The sequence below is a fragment of the Terrimonas ferruginea DSM 30193 genome (assembly GCF_000425585.1).
In the GTDB taxonomy this organism is placed as follows: domain Bacteria; phylum Bacteroidota; class Bacteroidia; order Chitinophagales; family Chitinophagaceae; genus Terrimonas; species Terrimonas ferruginea.
Map to the genome: position 1 here is coordinate 20,799 of NZ_AUDS01000029.1, position 17,191 is coordinate 37,989.

The window sequence follows — 17,191 nt, forward strand, 5'->3', positions numbered from 1 at the left end:
TTCCCGGAGATGAAGAAGAAACTAATGCTGCTTTGTGCGATGGTACTGGTGATCGGTTGCTCTGTTTACGGGCAGCAGCGCTCGCATTACACGCAATACATCCTGAACAATTATATTCTTAACCCTGCTTTGAGCGGTATTGAAAACTATACCGACGTTAAACTGAGTGTGCGTGATCAGTGGGTAGGCCTCAATGGTGCACCACGTACCGTGTACGCTACCGTTCACGGACCCATTGGTAAAAAAGACTGGAAGACAACACCCACTTCTTACCAGGTGCCCGGAGAAAATCCACGTGGTAATGCTTATTGGGAATCTTACACCGCTTCAGAACCACATCATGGCGTGGGTATGTCTGTTGTAAATGATAAAACGGGCAACTTTAATCGGTTTACCGCCAACCTTTCCTATGCCTATCATCTCGGCCTTACGCCACGCACCAATCTTTCTGCAGGTTTTGCGGCCGGTGTAACCAGTGTAAGCCTTAATGCAGATGGCAAAGCATTCTTTGGTGCCAATCCTTCCGATCCGGCTGTAGGAAACGGGGCAACAGGAGAGTTGCGCAAAATAAAACCTGATCTCAATGTTGGCCTGTGGCTTTATTCCGCGGATTATTTTATCGGACTTTCTGCGCAGCAGGTAATACCACAAAAACTCGCTTTCGTAGATGATGCCAGCTTTGAAAAAACTGGCAAACTGGTTCCGCATATTTTCCTTACCGGTGGTTACCGTTTCCTGCTGAACGATGATGTCAACGCCATCCCGTCGGTGATGGTAAAATATATCAGTGGTGCTTTCAAAAATGATTACCAGGCAGAAGTCAACCTGAAACTTCAGTACCGCGACCTGCTCTGGGTAGGTGGCAGCTACCGCCAGTTCGACGGATATGCAGCGATGGTAGGTCTCAATGTAGGCAATACGTTCAATGTGGGTTACTCATACGATTTTACCAAAACAAATCTTAATACTTACAGCCGTGGTACTCATGAAATAATGATTGGTTTCCTGATTGGTAACCGGTATGGTGACACCTGCCCGCGCAATGTGTGGTAACGATCTTTTAATGTGCAAAAGTCCGGCTGTTTTTTTCCAAAAACTATCCTATCTTACGTAAACCATCCGCCCCGGGGGAAGAATAATAGAGGAAACTGATTTTTTCACTCTTAAATAATACTCCCATGGTTCAGGTAGAAACAGCACAGCTTACCGACGAGTGTATCAACTGGCGCAACACACTTCGTGGTTATCGTAATGAACTTACGCAGAACAGAGTCAGACTGCAGCAGGTATCTTCCCGCCAACTCTCCCGCGACCAGTTGCAGATCCTGGAGCATCTCGACAATCAGCTTCACATCCAGCTCATCAATATCCATGATCTCAAGCAGGCGATCAAACTGCACGCAAACACGGTAGGAGCCGAACAGGCCAATGACAGCCGGCTGCGTGATGAACGCTATGCAGCACACGAACAGCTTTTCGATGAATACCAGCGCCTCGATCAGATGCTGGATGAATTGCGCGAAGAGTTCAACAGGTTTCTCCAGGCTTAATATCCAAGACAGGCTTCTGTTACTACAGACAGGCATAGACCGGTAACTATTTACCGGGTGGCATTATTGTATCCCTATTCCTCACCTTTAAATCACTCTGCCATGCCTGAATTTGATACCGCACACGTTAAAAACATCGTCTTGCTCGGCCATGCCGGTTCGGGTAAGACCACCTTAGCGGAGTGCATGCTTTTCGAAACCGGCTGTATACGCCGGCAGGGAAATATTACCGAACAAAATACAACAGCCGATTATCATCCGCTGGAAAAAGAGCGGGGCAATTCCATTTTCAGCAAGTTGCTGCATGTGCGCTGGCGCGGTTACAAAATCAACATACTCGATACGCCCGGTTACCAGGACTTTGCCGGAGAAGTGATTGCCGCATTACGCGTGGCCGATACCGGCATCATGCTGCTCAATGCGGAGAACGGCGTGGAACCAGGTACTGATACGATATGGGATTATACGCAACGCTTCAAAACACCCATAGTATTTGCCGTGAGCAAACTCGACAGCGACCAGGCCGATTTCGATCGCACGGTAGAAGAAGCACGCGGGCATTTCGGTCCGCGCGTAACAGTTGTTCAGTATCCTTTACAAACCGGCGCAGGTTTTCATGAAATCATAGATGTATTGCGGATGACGCTGTACAAATTCCGCGATACGGGAGGCAAGCCCGAAAAATTGCCGATTCCTGAAGCCGAAAGACCGCGTGCAGAGCAACTGCACAAATTGCTGGTAGAGGCCGTTGCAGGTAACGATGAAAAACTAATGGAAGTTTACTTTGACAAAGGGGAACTGGATGAAGAAGAACTGCGGATGGGTATGAAGCAGGCACTCATCAACCAGGAATTGTTTCCTTTATTCTGTCTTTCTGCGGAGCGCAACATGGGTAGTGGACGATTGATGGGTTTCATCGATCATGTATGCCCCAGTGCGAATGAAATGCCTGCGCAACTTACCCGCAGCGGGCAGGAAATACCAATCGATCCGTCGGCGCCGCCCTGTTTGTTTATTTTTAAAACGGTGGCCGAGCCGCATATCGGAGAACTTTCCTTTTTCAAAGTGTATGCAGGAACGGTTCGCAGTGGAATGGAGTTGGAAAATGAAACCACCGGCGGGGCGGAAAGACTTTCCCAATTATTCCTGGTGGAGGGAAACGAACGGATCGCGGTGCCCGAACTTACCGCGGGAGATATTGGCGCTACACTGAAACTAAAAAATACGCATGTCAACAACACGCTGCATGCAAAGGGCAGGAGAGATGAACTGCCTCCGATACAATTTCCGCCATCCGTGATGACGGTGGCGGTGGAAGCCGCGAAAAAAGGCGAAGAAGAAAAGCTGGCGCAGGCGTTGCATCATCTCCGCGAAGAAGATCCTTCGTTGCTCCTGGAAGTATCAGCAGAGCTCCGGCAAACGCTGTTGCACCTGCAGGGCGACATGCACCTCGCTGTAGTGCGATGGAAAATGCAACATGTATTTCACCTCGATGTAAAATTTGAACGCCCACGCGTGCCTTATCGCGAGACTATCCGCAGACCCGCCGAAGCTTCCTACCGGCATAAAAAACAAAGTGGTGGTGCGGGTCAATTTGGCGAAGTAACGCTGCGCATCGAGCCGTGGTTCGATGGAATGCCCGATCCGGAAGGATTGAACGTGCGCAACAAAGAAGTGATCGTACTCGATTGGGGAGGCAAATTGGTTTTCTGCAATTGTGTGGTAGGTGGTGCTATCGATAACCGTTTTATGCCATCGATATTAAAAGGTGTGATGGAAAAAATGCAGCATGGTCCGCTGACGGGATCTTATGCCCGCGACATACGCGTATGTGTGATGGATGGAAAAATGCATCCGGTCGACAGTAACGATGTTTCCTTTAAACTCGCCGGCCTGCAGGCCTTCCGCCAGGCCTTCCGCGAAGCCGATCCGCAATTGCTCGAGCCTGTTTGCCAGGTGCAGGTAACCTGTCCGGAAGAATGGACGGGTGCGGTGATGGGCGATCTGCAAACACGCAGAGGTATCGTATTGAATATGGGGTATGATGGAAACCAACGGCGGATCACTGCCCAGATACCACAAGCGGAAATGGAAGGTTATTCGTCTTCACTCCGTTCGCTTACACAGGGAAGGGCGCGCTTCAGCAGACGTTATCTCGCACATGAACCCTTGCCATCGGAGTTGCAACGCAAACTTATCGATGAATATCAATCACAATTCAAAGAGGAAGTAACCGCGTAACCGGTTTAACCGTTGTTGTCGGTAAACTGTACGCATTCTTTTATCTCCTTCTCGGTATAGCTTACGTTGTATTGCTGCAACACATCTGCAGGCACGCCGTTCCACTGGTTGGGGCGGTTGCCTGCATAACCGAGATCTTTCACGCCGATCTCGGAAGTATAAAATCCTGTCACGGTGAGGTTGCGCATTAAAGAAAAGAAGGCGACACCGGGTGCGAGTTTTTTATCCTTCTTCACGTGTTCGCGTTCGGGATAGGCAATCAGGTCTACGAGAGTGATGCGTTCGGCTGGCGTACATTCCACAAAATTTTTACCGAAGCGTTTGATGCTTTGCGTATCCATCCAGCGAAGACCGCCGCGCATGGGCGTCTGGTGTTGCGGCATGTCCTGTACAATAAAATCCATAAAGGCGGGTACACCGGCTTCGCTCGCGCTGCCACTTACATTGTCGCGCGGAATGATGATGTCGGCCAATACGGTGATGGTCGCCATTTCATGCGGGCTGAAGAAAGCGCCTTTGGCACGCAGCGCGCGCTCAAACTCTGCTTCTTCAGGACTGCGGTCCGTGGTAAACTCCCGTTTATCCGCAGCAGGCGTATCTGCTTTTTTATCCTTCTTATCGTCGGTGGCACAACCAGCAACGAGCGCGCCGGAGGCGATAGCTCCGGTAGCGATGAGTTTAAGGGATTGACGACGGTCCATCAGAGATTTTGTTTTTTCATTTCTTCAATAATGTATTCACTTGCGCGCATGCTCAGGGCCAGGATGGTCCAGGTAATGTTTTTATCGGCCTGCGATACAAACTGACCACCATCTACGCAGAACAGATTTTTACAATCGTGCGCCTGGCTGTATTTGTTGAGGGCAGAACGTTTGGGATCATTGCCCATGCGTACCGTACCGGCTTCGTGAATGATCTCGCCGGGTTTGCTCAGGCCATAATTGTTGCTGGCATCATCATCGCCGCCCCAGGTGATGACGGCACCCATGTTGTGCATGATCTCTTTGAAGGTTTGCTTCATGTGGCGGGCCTGGCGTATTTCGTTTTCACTCCATTTGAAATTGAAACGTAACACCGGAATGCCGTATTTATCTACTACGGAAGGATCGATCTCGCAATAGTTCGATTCCACCGGAATGGCTTCACCGCGGCCGGCCATGCCCACGCTGGCTCCCCAGAAGAAACGGTTGTCTTCTTTCAGGGAAGCACCGTATCCGCCTGCTTCTTTCTGCTGACCGTTGACGGGATATTTGCCATTCATTTTTTCAATGCCCCAGTTAAAGCCGTACGAAGGCTGGCCCATGCCGCCCCAGTATTCGATGTGATAGCCGCGCGGGAAATCGAGCTTGCGGTTATCGAGCCACCAGGGTGAGTAGATATGCGCACCGCCTACACCGTCTTCGTTGTAACGCTTGCGTCCGAAGAGGGTGGGGATAAAACCTCCGAGTGCCGCACCGGTTGAATCGTGTAAATATTTACCAACTACATTGCTGTTGTTGGCCAGTCCGTTCTCGTGACGTGTGGAAGTGGAGTTAAGTAAAAGCCGTGCGCTTTCGCAGGCGCTTGCCGCGAGGATGACCACCCTGCCTTCTACCTGGTATTCCTGCATATCTTCTTTGTTGACATAGGAAACACCGGTGGCCAATCCTTCATTATTGGTCAGTACTTCGCGGGCCATACTGTTGGCGAGCACCGTGAGTTTGCCGGTTTTTAAGGCAGGATAAATGAGTACGTTGGGAGAGGAGAAGTCGGCTTTTGCCATGCTGCAGTTGCGGTTGCACTGACCACAGAAAAAGCAGACGCCGCGGTCTTCGTTTAACTTTTGTGTGAGAATGGACAAGCGCGAAGGGATCACTCTTACGCCGGCTTCGGTTGCGCCTTTTTTCAAAAATAATTCGTGCAGGCGTGGCCGTGGCGGTGGAAGAAAGATGCCGTCGGGATCGTTTTCCAACCCTTCGTTGGTGCCAAATACGCCGATCAATTTGTCTACACGGTCGTAATACGGTTTGATATCATCGTAGCCGATGGGCCAGTCTTCCCCGAGCCCGTCGATGCTGCGGCGTTTAAAATCTTTAGGGCCAAAGCGAAGGGAGATACGTCCCCAGTGATTGGTACGTCCGCCCAGCATGCGTGCGCGCCACCAGTCGAACTGTGTACCTTCTTTTTTGGTGTAGGGTTCACCGTCGATGCTCCATCCCCAGTAGCAGGCATCAAAATCGCCGAAAGGGCGGAATTTGGTGGAAGCGCCGCGTCGCGGCGAATCCCAGGGATTTTTAAGCTGGGTGATATTTTTCTGCGGATCGTACATGGGGCCGGCTTCGATCATACACACTTCAAGGCCTGCATTGGCCAGTGTGTAAGCGGCCATGCCTCCTCCGGCACCGGATCCTACAATAACTACATCGTATTTCTTAGGTTGTTTTTTAACCTGAACGTCTCCCATATGGCGGTCATTTTCAGTCGACAATATAGCAAGAATGTGGAAATGTGGAAGTGTGAAAATGTGAAAATGTCTTCCGACGGCTAACCTTATCGGGAAAGCGTGGGGTTTTGAGCAACATTCCATTTCCACATTTCCGTATTTGCACATTTACACATCCTTAACACGGGGGCTTCCTGATTTGAAATCTTTTACTTACCTTCGTGATCTATTATGTTATCTCTCACTCTTTAGTTGACCTCTGATCAACAACTGCCGTGAAGGCGTAACGTAAGGCGGGTAAAGTATCACTTCTTTTTTGATAGCCTTACCATTATTATTAATCAAATATTTTAGTCAATTGTTATTTAGTGAATTACAGCTCATTGAGCCATTGCTCAACGCGTTGAACGATGAGGGGTATACCCAACCCACTCCCATCCAGGAACAAGCCATTCCCATTATACTTCAGCGAAAAGATTTGTTAGGTTGTGCGCAAACCGGTACCGGTAAAACGGCTGCCTTCGCATTGCCGCTGCTTCAACTGATGTCGGAAAATGCACCCGCAGAGAATGACCGCAGAAAAATCCGTGCACTGATCCTTACTCCTACACGCGAACTGGCCATCCAGATCGAAGAGAGTTTCAAAGCCTATGGGCGGCACCTGCCGCTTCGCCATATGGTGATCTTCGGTGGTGTGAACCAGCATCACCAGGTAAACAGCCTTCGCAGAGGGGTAGATATCCTGGTGGCCACACCGGGACGTCTGCTCGACCTGATGCAACAGCGCCACGTTTCCCTGGACGATATCCGCTACTTCGTGCTGGATGAAGCCGACCGTATGCTGGACATGGGTTTTGTGCATGACGTTAAAAGAATTATCGCGCGTCTTCCACAGCGTCGTCAGACGTTGTTCTTCTCGGCTACCATGCCGCCTGAAGCGCAACAACTGGCGAACATGCTGCTCGACAATCCGCTGAAAATAGAAGTAACCCCCGTTTCTTCTACAGCCGATACCATTCAGCAATCGTTGTATTACGTAGACAAAAACAATAAGCGTCAACTACTGGTACATCTTTTACAGGATGAGCAGATCCGCACGGCATTGGTCTTTGCCCGTACCAAACACGGTGCTGACCGTATTGCGCGTGATCTGAGCAAAGCAGGTATCAGCGCCGAAGCGATCCACGGCAACAAATCACAGAATGCACGCCAGGCAGCACTGACCAATTTCAAGAGCCGCCGTACGCGCATTCTTGTGGCGACCGATATCGCTGCGCGTGGTATCGACATCGATGAACTCACACACGTGATCAACTTCGATCTGCCCAACGTACCGGAAACCTATGTACACCGCATTGGCCGTACAGGCCGCGCAGGTGCAGACGGCACAGCGATCTCTTTCTGTGATTATGAAGAAAAAATATTCCTGAAAGATATCGAGCGACTGATCAAGAAAAACGTACCGGTGATCGCCGGACATCCTTACGATGTACCGTTGATGCACAGTGTCGTTAAACCTGTTACCGCCACCGTTGCTGCTCAACCGGCATTCGGAGGTCGCAGAACTTCCGGTGGACGCGGACGCCGCAGTTTTACCCAACGTATGTAACCATGCAATCGGTGAATAAGTCAATGATGAATGCGTAAGTTGCCGTCATTCACTTATTCATTGATTGACTGATTGAAAAAAAGAAAGCCCCTGCAGGGGCTTTCTTTTTTTATAAATGCTAACTTCCATTTCTCAACACAAGCTTATGAACGAAGTGGATGCCTACATTGCGGCGCTTCCTGCCGACAGACAAGAGGCTATGACGCAATTACGACAGGTGATCAATAAAAACCTGCCGCCCGGATTTAAAGAAGTGATCGGCTATAAAATGCCGTCCTGGGTGGTACCTCATTCATCTTATCCCGCAGGCTATCATTGCGATCCCAAATTGCCGCTTCCCTTTGTAAGCATTGCTTCGCAAAAAAACTTCATCGCCCTTTATCATATGGGCATGTATGCCGTGCCTGAACTGTATCAATGGTTCACGGAATCGTATCCCCATTTTTCCAAAACAAAACTGGACATGGGTAAGAGTTGCGTGCGGTTTAAAAAGCCGGAGTCTATACCATTTGAATTGATCGGGCAGTTGATGCAAAGGATGACACCTGATCAATGGATCAACGTGTATGAGACGGCCTTCAGGCGCTGATTCCCTTTACCACCCACTTCAGTTGTTCTGCCATCATGCGCATCATGCGTGCGGCATAAAGGCCGGTATATGCCATGAACCGCATGATTCAGTTTTCATCCGCGCTTGGTCCGTAGCTGCCGGGAATCGGGATGTCGAGCAGGCGAAGGTATACGCCCAATTGCGCGCGATGGTGTACGATCTGGCAATAGGTGGTGCGGATAAATTCTCCGCGCGACGAGCGGCTGTAAATAATATCGCCATTGCGCAGCAGCCATTCCGGATCCAGGTCAGCGTCTTCCGAACTTTCCAGTTGTGCTTTTGCGTTTTCTAATGACTTTTCCAGTAACACCAATACTTCATCCGTGTTGCTCACCTGGGGCGGTGTGTAAGCCTGCTTCGCAAAATCGAGTTCTTCGGTAGTAAGTACCATGGGCACCCAGCCCGGCAGTTCTGCGATATGCCCGGTCAGTTCGCGCAGGGACATACTTTTCTGATGCGGCTTCCAGTCGAATTTGTCTGCGGGCACGCGGCTTAGCATTTTGCGGGTGGTCTGTGCTTCATTGTCTAATTCCCTGAGTAGTTGTTTGATCTGTGACATAGTTGGATGATTTTTATAGATCAAAGAAACTACCGGTGAGTGACAGCCCTGTGTCAGGAGGAAATAAAAAAAACGCCTTTTGGGCGTTTTTTTTATAATGTGAAAATGTGGAAATGTGAAAATGTGAAAATGTGAAAATGACTGCTACATAAATTTACACATGGTCCCCGCCGGGGGCGGGGCACATTTACACATTAGTCAGAATTTTTCTTCTTGGGCAATTTGCTTACTGCTTCCCAACCCATCTATCCCGAGTTCGATCACATCACCCGGCTTGATGTACCAGGGTTCAGGTTTCTGTCCGAGGCCAACACCTGCGGGTGTGCCGGTAGAAATGATATCGCCGGGGAGGAGCGTCATGAACTGACTGATATAATGTACGAGGAACGGTACATCGAAAATCAGGTTGCTGGTATTGCCGTCCTGTACTTTTTGACCATTAACGGTAAGCCAGAGACCGAGGTTGCTGTCGTCCGTGATCTCATCTGTGGTCACGAGCCAGGGGCCGAGTGGTGCAAACGTATCGCAACTTTTTCCTTTTACCCATTGCCCACCGCGCTCGAGTTGAAATGCGCGCTCACTGTAGTCATTATGCAAACAATAACCGGCGATATAATCGTTGGCTTCCTCTATGGAAACGTAACTGGCTTTTTTTCCGATAATAACGGCGAGTTCCACTTCCCAATCGGTCTTCGTGCTGTTGCGCGGAATCACCAATGCATCGTTAGGGCCGCAGATAGCGGTGGTGGACTTGAAAAACAAAATAGGTTCTGCCGGAATAGCTGCGTTGGTTTCGCGCGCATGATCCTTATAATTAAGTCCCACGCACACGATCTTGGACGGATCGGCGAGTGGCGCACCTAATCTTTGGGGTGTGGGTAGAACCGGCAGTTCGTTTGCGTCGAGCGCGGCCTTCAGCCGCGCGAGACCATCGTTGGCAAAAAAGTTTTTGTCATAATCATTCGTAACAGGGGCAGCATCGTAATACTGGTCGCCGGCAAAAACACCGGGCTTTTCCTGACCAGGTTGACCATAGCGGATCAATTTCATGTTGGTAAAAATTTTATCAGTTGTTCAATGTTGTAAATCCTCCGTCGATGGGATAGTCGCAGCCGGTAACGAACGAGGCTTCGTCGCTGCAAAGGTATAATGCAAGGGCGGCCACTTCATCGGGGCGTCCCATCCGTCCGATTGGTTGTGTACGGGAAAGTTTCTCAAACATTTCCTCGCGGTTGTCCGGATAATTCTTTGCCAGGAATCCATCTACAAAAGGTGTGTGAACACGCGCAGGGGAGATGCAATTGCAACGGATATTATCCGCCAGATAATCTTTGGCAACGCTCAGGGTCATGGCACGCACCGCGCCTTTCGCGGTGCTATAGGCAAAGCGGTCTGGAATGCCCACGATCGAAGCGATGGAAGTCATGTTGATGATGCTGCCACCACCTGCTTTCCGCAATTGGGGAATGCCGGCATAGAGGCAATTGTACACACCTTTTACATTGACCTGCATGATGCGGTCAAAATCTTCTTCTGTGGTTGTATCCGCCTTACCTACGTGGGCAATACCGGCATTGTTAACCAGAATATGAATGGCGCCGATCTCTTCGAAAACGCGTAATACATCAGGTTGAGCAGCCACGTTGCATACGTGAACGAATGCGGTGCCGCCGGCTTCCCGGATCAGCGCGTGGGTGTCCGCCGCCTGTTCTTCACCCAATTCGAGTATATGCACTTCAGCGCCTTGTTTTGCCAGCAATACGGCAATCGCCTGGCCGATGCCGCTGCCTCCGCCGGTGACAACAGCCTTTTTTGTTTGTAAGGAAAACATAGTGCTAAAGATAATCGATCACTACATATAACTGTCCTGCCGGATCATGGATGCAACTGGGAGTTGCGGAAGATATTTTCTATCTTGCGGAACAAACCCTGTCTCTGCGAAACATATACGCCCATGAGCCGACGAAAACAAGTTGATATATCTCCGCTGGTTCAATTTCTGAATAGCATTCATCCGTTGACAAGTGAAGTAGAAGACTACATTCAGGCGAATTGCCATGCGATCCGTGTGAAAAGAGGAGAGCACCTCTTGAAAGCCGGAGAGATCTGTGACAAATATTATTTTGTGATGAAAGGCTTGTTGCGTGCTTACATCTTGTTTGGCAACAAGGAAATCACTACCTGGATGAATACCGAAAACCAACTCGTCACTTCGATCCGGAGTATGTCGAACCAGGAACCTGCGAAGGAAAACATCCAGGCGGTGGAAGATGCGGAGCTGGTTGTTATTCCTTATACCACGCTTGCTTATCTCTACGAAAATTCAGTTGAAATAAATGTTATCGGCCGGGTGATCCTGCAGGTATATTATGCAGATGCGGAAGCCCGTGCATTCATCAGCCGCATTCCCAATGCAGAAATGCGTTATCAGCATTTCATCGAATCGCGTCCCGATCTTGTCAATCGTGCTCCGCTTAAATACATTGCTTCTTATCTCGGCATGACGGAGGAAACGCTCAGCCGTTTGCGCAGCAAAAAGAAGAAGGCTTGAGCCGCCTTCGGCGGCGATGTGTAAATGTGGAAATGGAAGAACCATTCACGATTGACGAGCGCCCCTTCGAGTGGCCGGATTATCGGCCCGGCACTTCGGGCTCAGGGAGCGCAACTATTCACTTATTGACGATTCACCATTCACAAAAAAAGCGCCCCGTTGACGGAACGCTTCGATGATTTTCAACAACGGGTTATCAGAACCGTGGACGGTTGTTGGTGAACCGGGGAGGACGGCTTTGTCCGCCGGGGCGTGATCCGCCACTACCGCCACCAGGACGGTCTTCCGCAGCTTTAACAACCAGGGGTTTTTTTCCCAGGGAAATATCGTTCAATCCTTCAATGGCTTCCTTAGCTTCTTCTTCGTTCGGCATTTCTACAAAACCAAATCCTTTGCTTTTACCGGTTTCACGGTCCATCGCCACTTTAGCCGAAGCAATCGTGCCGAATTTCTCAAAAATCTCAGTCAGTTCAGCGTCGTCGAGGTCGTACGGGAGGCCAGCAACAAAAATCTTCATGATAGTAATTTTTACAAAAGTAAATAACTTATCCATGTTTCGCGGGCTTTTGAGGAATAATTTGGGAAAACCCCTGGAATGACATTCCCGTGAAACTCCGGGGAATATCCGGGTTTCGGAAGCGGACTCTTTTGCGTATATTCAGGAATGACTGCCCAATCCGTTGCTGGTATGATTTTTATATAATAACCTGTAAACACGCACCATGACTGCCCACCAGACGCCGCCATTCTACCACAAGTTTGCCCTTAACCTGCTCGCAATCGTACTGGTAGCCGGTATTGTCTATATCGCCAAGGATATCCTGATGCCGCTATTTTTCGCTATTGTGCTGGCAATCCTGCTGTTGCCCGTCAATAACCGGCTCGAAAAGTGGGGATTACCCAAAGTGCCTTCCATGCTTTTGTCGATCCTGCTGGCCATCATCTTCCTGGCCGGCATCATCTGGTTTCTTTCGTCGCAGATCTCAGCGTTTGCAGACGATATGCCTACGATCAAGAAACACCTGATGGATCACGCACGCACGGCCCAGCAATGGATCAGCGACCAGTTTGGCATCAGCACCAAACAACAGGACGCCGCTGTAAAAGAAGCTACCAATGGCATGAAAGACTCTGGAACCGGCATGGTGGGCTCTACCTTGTTCGGTGCCGTGCAGGCTTTGCTGATGGTGATCCTGCTACCTCTGTACACTTTTCTGATCATGTATTACCGCAAACTGATCCGTAAATTCTTTGAAGATATTTTCAATGAAAAACATAAAGGCAGCGTGAGTGAAGTGATGGAAGAATCAAAAAGCATCGTACAGGGGTATATGGTCGGACTGCTGATTGAAATGGGCATCGTAGCTGTATTGAATGCGGTTGGTTTCTTTATCATCGGTATCGAGTATGCCATTTTCCTGGCTGTGCTCGCTGCTATTCTCAATATGATTCCTTATATCGGTATGCTGGTGGCCACCATTCTTTGTATGCTGATTACACTTACTACCTCCACCAATATCAGCGATGTGTTGTGGGTAGCGGTGATACTGACTGTTGTACAGTTCATCGACAATAATTTCCTGATGCCTTACGTGGTGAGTTCGAAAGTGCGCATCAATGCATTAGTCAGTATTATCGGTGTGCTGATAGGAGGTGCATTGGCCGGAGTTTCGGGCATGTTTCTGTCGATACCCGGCATCGCAGTGATGAAAGCTATTTTCGATCGTGTCGATGATCTCAAACCTTGGGGCATGCTGATGGGCGATGATCTGTCGATGGTCAATCCAAGAGTAAGGAAACGGATTGAAAAGGCGAAGGGAAGTAGTAAGTAGTAAGTAGTAAGTAGTAAGTAGTAAGTAGTAAGTAGTAAGTAGTAAGTAGTAAGTAATAAGTAATAAGTAATAAGTAATAAGTAGCTGGGTTGTCAGGCTTCACGGATACTTCCCCTGGTTAGTGTATACACGAACCAGGGCATTGACTATTCACCATTCACTATTGACTTTTTTACTTTTGAATTAATAAGGGTCTTTCTCCATACTTTTTCCTCTTGTTCCTCTCAATCTTTGCCAAAAGTTTTTTCTTTCTTTCAATGCAATGAAATTTTCAGCCCGGGCGGTTTCGAAGTTTATTTCAGGATTGGTCATCTGCGGCTCCATCAATTTGAGGGTGTCGAATACGATGGGCAATAAATGAATGTCTTTGCTGACTCTTTTGCGCGTAAAGCCACGGGTCATTTTTGATTGAAAAGGATCGGTGGCCAATGCGATTTTTTTGAAACCCAGTTTGCGCGCTTTCTTATAAGAATAATAAATGTTCTCCACGCTGTGCTCGGCCTTGGTTTCCGTATAAATATTTTCTTTCGGTATGCCGATGGCTTCGGCATACAACGCCATCACCTTTGATTCGTAATAGGGACTGTGGACGGCAGATCCGGAAAACATCACATTCCGGGCAATTCCTTTCTCATACAGGAATTTTGCCCAGTACACACGCGCTTTCATGATGCGGCCCCATTCGCCATTTTCCAACGGAATACCCGGAACGATGATCAGGTCAAATGTTTCGTCTTCTGCCGCGCGCAGCAGCTTTTTTGATTTGGATTGGGAGAATGAACAACCTGCAAGGAGTATTGCAAGCGCCGTATATACCGGCCATCTTTTTGTCAATTGCTGAATTTGCATGGGTTAGCAGTCTTTTACTGGTAAAAGGCAATTTTAATTCCAGATTTACCGTGTCAGGCGCATCAGGTATTGCCCGCTCTCTTCGCGGTATAGCTCATCGCAATGCCATCCGGTGGCGCGGGCAATCTTTCGCAGCCGTTTGCTGTCAATGTATAACCAGGAAAAAAGACCGGATGTCTGTCCACGGTAGCTATACTGATAATCTACTTCGCCATAGTAACGGCGCCCTGGCGCTGGATTTTTTTCATATAAATAAGCGATGTCGGATGAGTCGAACAGCAGTTGCCCACCGGGCTTCAGCAGATTCGATGCGGTTGACAGGAACTCTTTCAGTCCCTGTATACTTCCCGTGATGCCGATGCCGTTCATCAATAACAAGACGGTATCGAACCGGCGGCCTTTCCATTTCAGGAGATCGCCTTTTCTTACATCTGTTACACCGCGTTCTTTCATCACAGCACAGTTAAGCGGAGAGATATCGAGTGCCGTTACCTTGCGGCCTTGCTGTTGCAGGTAAAGCGCATGACTTCCTGCACCTGCGCCGGCATCGAGTATATGCCCCGTGCAGGCACCCAATGCGATATGTTCCAGTTCCGACATTTCCGAGGGCGAACGGAAATAAACACGCACCGGCATTTGCTCCCGTGGGCCATAAGAGGGAAGTATCCATAAACGTGTACGCCGTTGCCCGGCCTGGTAATCGGCAATGGCTTGCCCGAGTATATCCTGCATGCGGTAAAGATAATAGCTGCCCGGAAAAGTAGTATCTTCCGTAGCTAAAACCAATACATTTTATGCGACTGCTTCTCCTGTCCGTTGCGCTGATTGTTTCGCAATATCTCTGCGCCCAGAAAGAGGTTAAAGATTTTTCAGTACCCGCAAGTGTGCAGGTGGTTAAATCCAGCGGCTCGGTTAAAACCGGTACGGCTACTATCCCTTATACAGCGTATACGGGATATCTCGATCTGAAAAACGATACCGGCAAGCTGATCGCGAAAGTATTTTTTACTTATTACAGGAAAGAGAATGAAACAGTGGAAAAACGTCCGCTGACATTTACTTTCAATGGCGGTCCGGGTTCTTCGTCTGTATGGCTGCACATGGGCGGATTGGGGCCCAAACGCGTGAAACTGGAGAAAGACGGTACGGCGCCGGCCCCGCCTTACCAGATCATCAACAATGAATATACCTGGCTGGATAAAACGGATCTCGTTTTCATCGATCCCGTGGCTACGGGGTTTAGTCAGCCTGCTTCCGGCGAAAATCCACGCCAGTTTCATGGGTTCAATGAAGATGTACAATCGGTTGGTTCGTTTATCCGCCATTTTCTTTCACGCTTCGAACGTTGGGGATCGCCGAAGTTCCTGGCAGGCGAGAGCTATGGTACTACCCGCGCTGCGGGACTGGCCAAGTTTCTCCAAGACAGCTATCGCATTTATATCAATGGTATTTTTCTCATTTCCCCCGTATTGAATTTCGGTACCAACGATTATTATGTCGGGCATGATTTGCCGAGGGCTTTGTATATTCCTTCCTATACTGCAGCAGCCTGGTATCACAAAAAGCTGGCGCCCGCGTTGCAGGCAGATCTGCAAAAAGCATTAAAGGAGAGTGAAGAATTTGCATTAGGCGCTTATGCTACGGCTTTGCTAAAAGGCGATTGGATGAGTGATGCCGAAAAAGAGCAAATCGCAGAAAAAATGAGCTACTACACGGGTCTCAGCAAAGCGTATTGTTTGCAGGCCAATCTCCGTGTGGATGAAAACCGTTTCTACAAAGAATTACGCCGCAGTGAAGGACTGACCATTGGTCGCCTGGATGCGCGGTTCACCGGCCGGGATATCGACGATGCGGGTGAGTATGTAAGTTATGATCCGTCGTTCAGCAATATCGACGGACCGTTCACCACGGCCATGAATGACTATATCAACCGTGATTTATTGTTCAAGGAAGAAAAGGCCTATAATATTTTCGGTAATGTTTATCCGTGGAATTACAACAATGTCCAGAACAAATTTCTCAACGTGGCCGAAAATCTGCGGGATGCCATGACCAAAAATCCGTCTTTGAAAGTATACGTGGGTTCGGGTTATTACGATTTTGCGACGCCTTATTTCACGGCAAAATATGATGTAGCCCATATGTTTCTCCGCAAAGAAGCGCAGGGCAATGTGCGTCATTATTTTTACAACTCCGGGCACATGTATTATATCAATGAACCGGATATGGTTCAATTTAAAAAAGATGTTAACGAATTTTTTGACTGGAGTCTGCGCCCTTCCACACAGCCCTGAGGTGGGGCTGGCTGATAAACGTGGAAAGAATTCCGCATAGTTAAAATATATCGTTCACAATCCGGTATTTCCGCCCAACATTTCAACCGGCTTTATTGTTGTAGGAATAATAGCGGGCAGGACGAAAACACGTGTTGCCGGTATTAATTGACTTACCAAAAACAATTGGATATGGACATCATTATTCAATCTCTGGGCTTTCGCGCCGGAGAAAAACTGGAAGATTTTGTACGGGAAAAAGTAAATACACTTAAAGGCGACCGGATCGTACGGGCCAATGTGACCCTCTTCAAGGGAGCGGGAAGTGAGCAGGAGAAGGATTACTGCGAAATCCGGCTTGAAGTTCCCGGCAATGATCTTTTTGTAAAGAAAAACAGTGAATACTTTGAAACCTCGGTCAGCGAGTGCGTAGACGTATTAACGCTGAAGCTGAAAGAAGAAAAAGACAAACGCACTAATCGCCGGGTAGATCCCGCTGTGATCCAGGATATCGCCCAGCAGGCTGATGATAATGACAACTGGGTGGATCTGGAGGAGGTGGTGAAGTAACAAATGTGTAAATGTGAAAGTGTGTAAATGTGAAAATGGTTGTTAAATGCGCATACATTCACATTATGCTGATAATATCCAGCCTAAGTTATAATGAGCACCGCGCAAGCGGTGCTTTTTTGTTT

General features: G+C 48.8%; 17 protein-coding genes. 9 read left to right on the plus strand and 8 right to left on the minus strand.

Features of this window, described 5'->3' with window-relative positions:
• Positions 1 to 9 precede the first annotated feature (9 nt).
• The 3 genes from H608_RS0111255 to H608_RS0111265 all read left to right on the plus strand — a co-directional run bounded on the left by H608_RS0111255 (position 10) and on the right by H608_RS0111265 (position 3,791).
• Complete coding sequence (locus H608_RS0111255; protein WP_028787763.1) at positions 10 to 1,053, plus strand: PorP/SprF family type IX secretion system membrane protein; 1,044 nt, start codon at positions 10 to 12, stop codon at positions 1,051 to 1,053.
• Between the two features lie 125 nt (positions 1,054 to 1,178).
• Positions 1,179 to 1,550, plus strand: a complete 372-nt coding sequence (locus H608_RS0111260; protein WP_028787764.1) for a hypothetical protein — start codon at positions 1,179 to 1,181, stop codon at positions 1,548 to 1,550.
• A 102-nt stretch (positions 1,551 to 1,652) separates the two neighbouring features.
• Entirely contained in the window at positions 1,653 to 3,791 is a 2,139-nt protein-coding gene (locus H608_RS0111265; RefSeq protein ID WP_028787765.1) for an elongation factor G, read from the plus strand.
• A 5-nt stretch (positions 3,792 to 3,796) separates the two neighbouring features.
• On the opposite strand, the gene H608_RS0111270 is transcribed toward H608_RS0111265, so the two are convergent.
• Together H608_RS0111270 and H608_RS0111275 are read right to left on the minus strand one after the other, a co-directional pair.
• Positions 3,797 to 4,492 carry a gluconate 2-dehydrogenase subunit 3 family protein gene (locus tag H608_RS0111270; RefSeq protein WP_028787766.1) on the minus strand — a complete coding sequence of 232 codons (696 nt, stop codon included), beginning with the start codon at positions 4,490 to 4,492 and terminating at the stop codon, positions 3,797 to 3,799.
• Positions 4,492 to 6,234, minus strand: a complete 1,743-nt coding sequence (locus H608_RS0111275) for a GMC family oxidoreductase (protein WP_028787767.1) — start codon at positions 6,232 to 6,234, stop codon at positions 4,492 to 4,494. The genes H608_RS0111270 and H608_RS0111275 overlap by 1 nt, the downstream gene beginning before the upstream one ends.
• 337 nt (positions 6,235 to 6,571) lie before the next feature.
• On the opposite strand from H608_RS0111275, the gene H608_RS22100 reads away from it, so the two are divergent.
• The gene (locus tag H608_RS22100) at positions 6,572 to 7,822 is read left to right on the plus strand and encodes a DEAD/DEAH box helicase (RefSeq protein ID WP_081658872.1); all 1,251 of its coding nucleotides are present in this window, start codon (positions 6,572 to 6,574) and stop codon (positions 7,820 to 7,822) included.
• Positions 7,823 to 7,967: 145 nt separating this feature from the next.
• Positions 7,968 to 8,411 carry a DUF1801 domain-containing protein gene (locus H608_RS0111285; RefSeq protein WP_028787768.1) on the plus strand — a complete coding sequence of 148 codons (444 nt, stop codon included), beginning with the start codon at positions 7,968 to 7,970 and terminating at the stop codon, positions 8,409 to 8,411.
• Positions 8,412 to 8,499: 88 nt separating this feature from the next.
• Here H608_RS0111285 and H608_RS0111295 read toward each other — a convergent pair whose 3' ends face one another.
• From H608_RS0111295 to H608_RS0111305, 3 genes are all read right to left on the minus strand, one after another.
• Entirely contained in the window at positions 8,500 to 8,991 is a 492-nt protein-coding gene (locus H608_RS0111295; protein ID WP_028787769.1) for a DinB family protein, read from the minus strand.
• Positions 8,992 to 9,189: 198 nt separating this feature from the next.
• Positions 9,190 to 10,041 (minus strand): fumarylacetoacetate hydrolase family protein, encoded by an 852-nt coding sequence (locus tag H608_RS0111300; RefSeq protein WP_028787770.1) that lies wholly within the window; start codon positions 10,039 to 10,041, stop codon positions 9,190 to 9,192.
• A 16-nt stretch (positions 10,042 to 10,057) separates the two neighbouring features.
• The gene (locus tag H608_RS0111305) at positions 10,058 to 10,822 is read right to left on the minus strand and encodes an SDR family NAD(P)-dependent oxidoreductase (protein WP_028787771.1); all 765 of its coding nucleotides are present in this window, start codon (positions 10,820 to 10,822) and stop codon (positions 10,058 to 10,060) included.
• A 123-nt stretch (positions 10,823 to 10,945) separates the two neighbouring features.
• Here H608_RS0111305 and H608_RS0111310 point away from each other — a divergent pair, with 123 nt between their 5' ends.
• Positions 10,946 to 11,542: a Crp/Fnr family transcriptional regulator gene (locus H608_RS0111310; protein WP_155990135.1), complete on the plus strand. Its 597-nt coding sequence runs from the start codon at positions 10,946 to 10,948 to the stop codon at positions 11,540 to 11,542.
• 196 nt (positions 11,543 to 11,738) lie between these two features.
• Here H608_RS0111310 and H608_RS22105 read toward each other — a convergent pair whose 3' ends face one another.
• On the minus strand, positions 11,739 to 12,059 hold the full coding sequence (locus tag H608_RS22105; protein WP_051268248.1) for an RNA recognition motif domain-containing protein: 321 nt from the start codon (positions 12,057 to 12,059) through the stop codon (positions 11,739 to 11,741).
• A 205-nt stretch (positions 12,060 to 12,264) separates the two neighbouring features.
• Between H608_RS22105 and H608_RS0111320 the strand changes: the two genes are divergently transcribed.
• Positions 12,265 to 13,374 (plus strand): AI-2E family transporter, encoded by a 1,110-nt coding sequence (locus H608_RS0111320; protein ID WP_028787773.1) that lies wholly within the window; start codon positions 12,265 to 12,267, stop codon positions 13,372 to 13,374.
• A 183-nt stretch (positions 13,375 to 13,557) separates the two neighbouring features.
• Here the strand turns inward: H608_RS0111320 and H608_RS22110 are convergent, their stop codons facing one another.
• Complete coding sequence (locus H608_RS22110) at positions 13,558 to 14,223, minus strand: YdcF family protein (protein WP_071836952.1); 666 nt, start codon at positions 14,221 to 14,223, stop codon at positions 13,558 to 13,560.
• Positions 14,224 to 14,268: 45 nt separating this feature from the next.
• Entirely contained in the window at positions 14,269 to 14,955 is a 687-nt protein-coding gene (locus tag H608_RS0111330; protein WP_028787774.1) for a class I SAM-dependent methyltransferase, read from the minus strand.
• Between the two features lie 62 nt (positions 14,956 to 15,017).
• Here H608_RS0111330 and H608_RS0111335 point away from each other — a divergent pair, with 62 nt between their 5' ends.
• A complete protein-coding gene (locus tag H608_RS0111335; RefSeq protein WP_028787775.1) occupies positions 15,018 to 16,517 on the plus strand; it encodes a S10 family peptidase in 1,500 nt (499 codons plus the stop codon).
• 171 nt (positions 16,518 to 16,688) lie between these two features.
• Positions 16,689 to 17,066 (plus strand): HPF/RaiA family ribosome-associated protein, encoded by a 378-nt coding sequence (locus tag H608_RS22115; protein ID WP_051268247.1) that lies wholly within the window; start codon positions 16,689 to 16,691, stop codon positions 17,064 to 17,066.
• Positions 17,067 to 17,191: the final 125 nt, after the last annotated feature.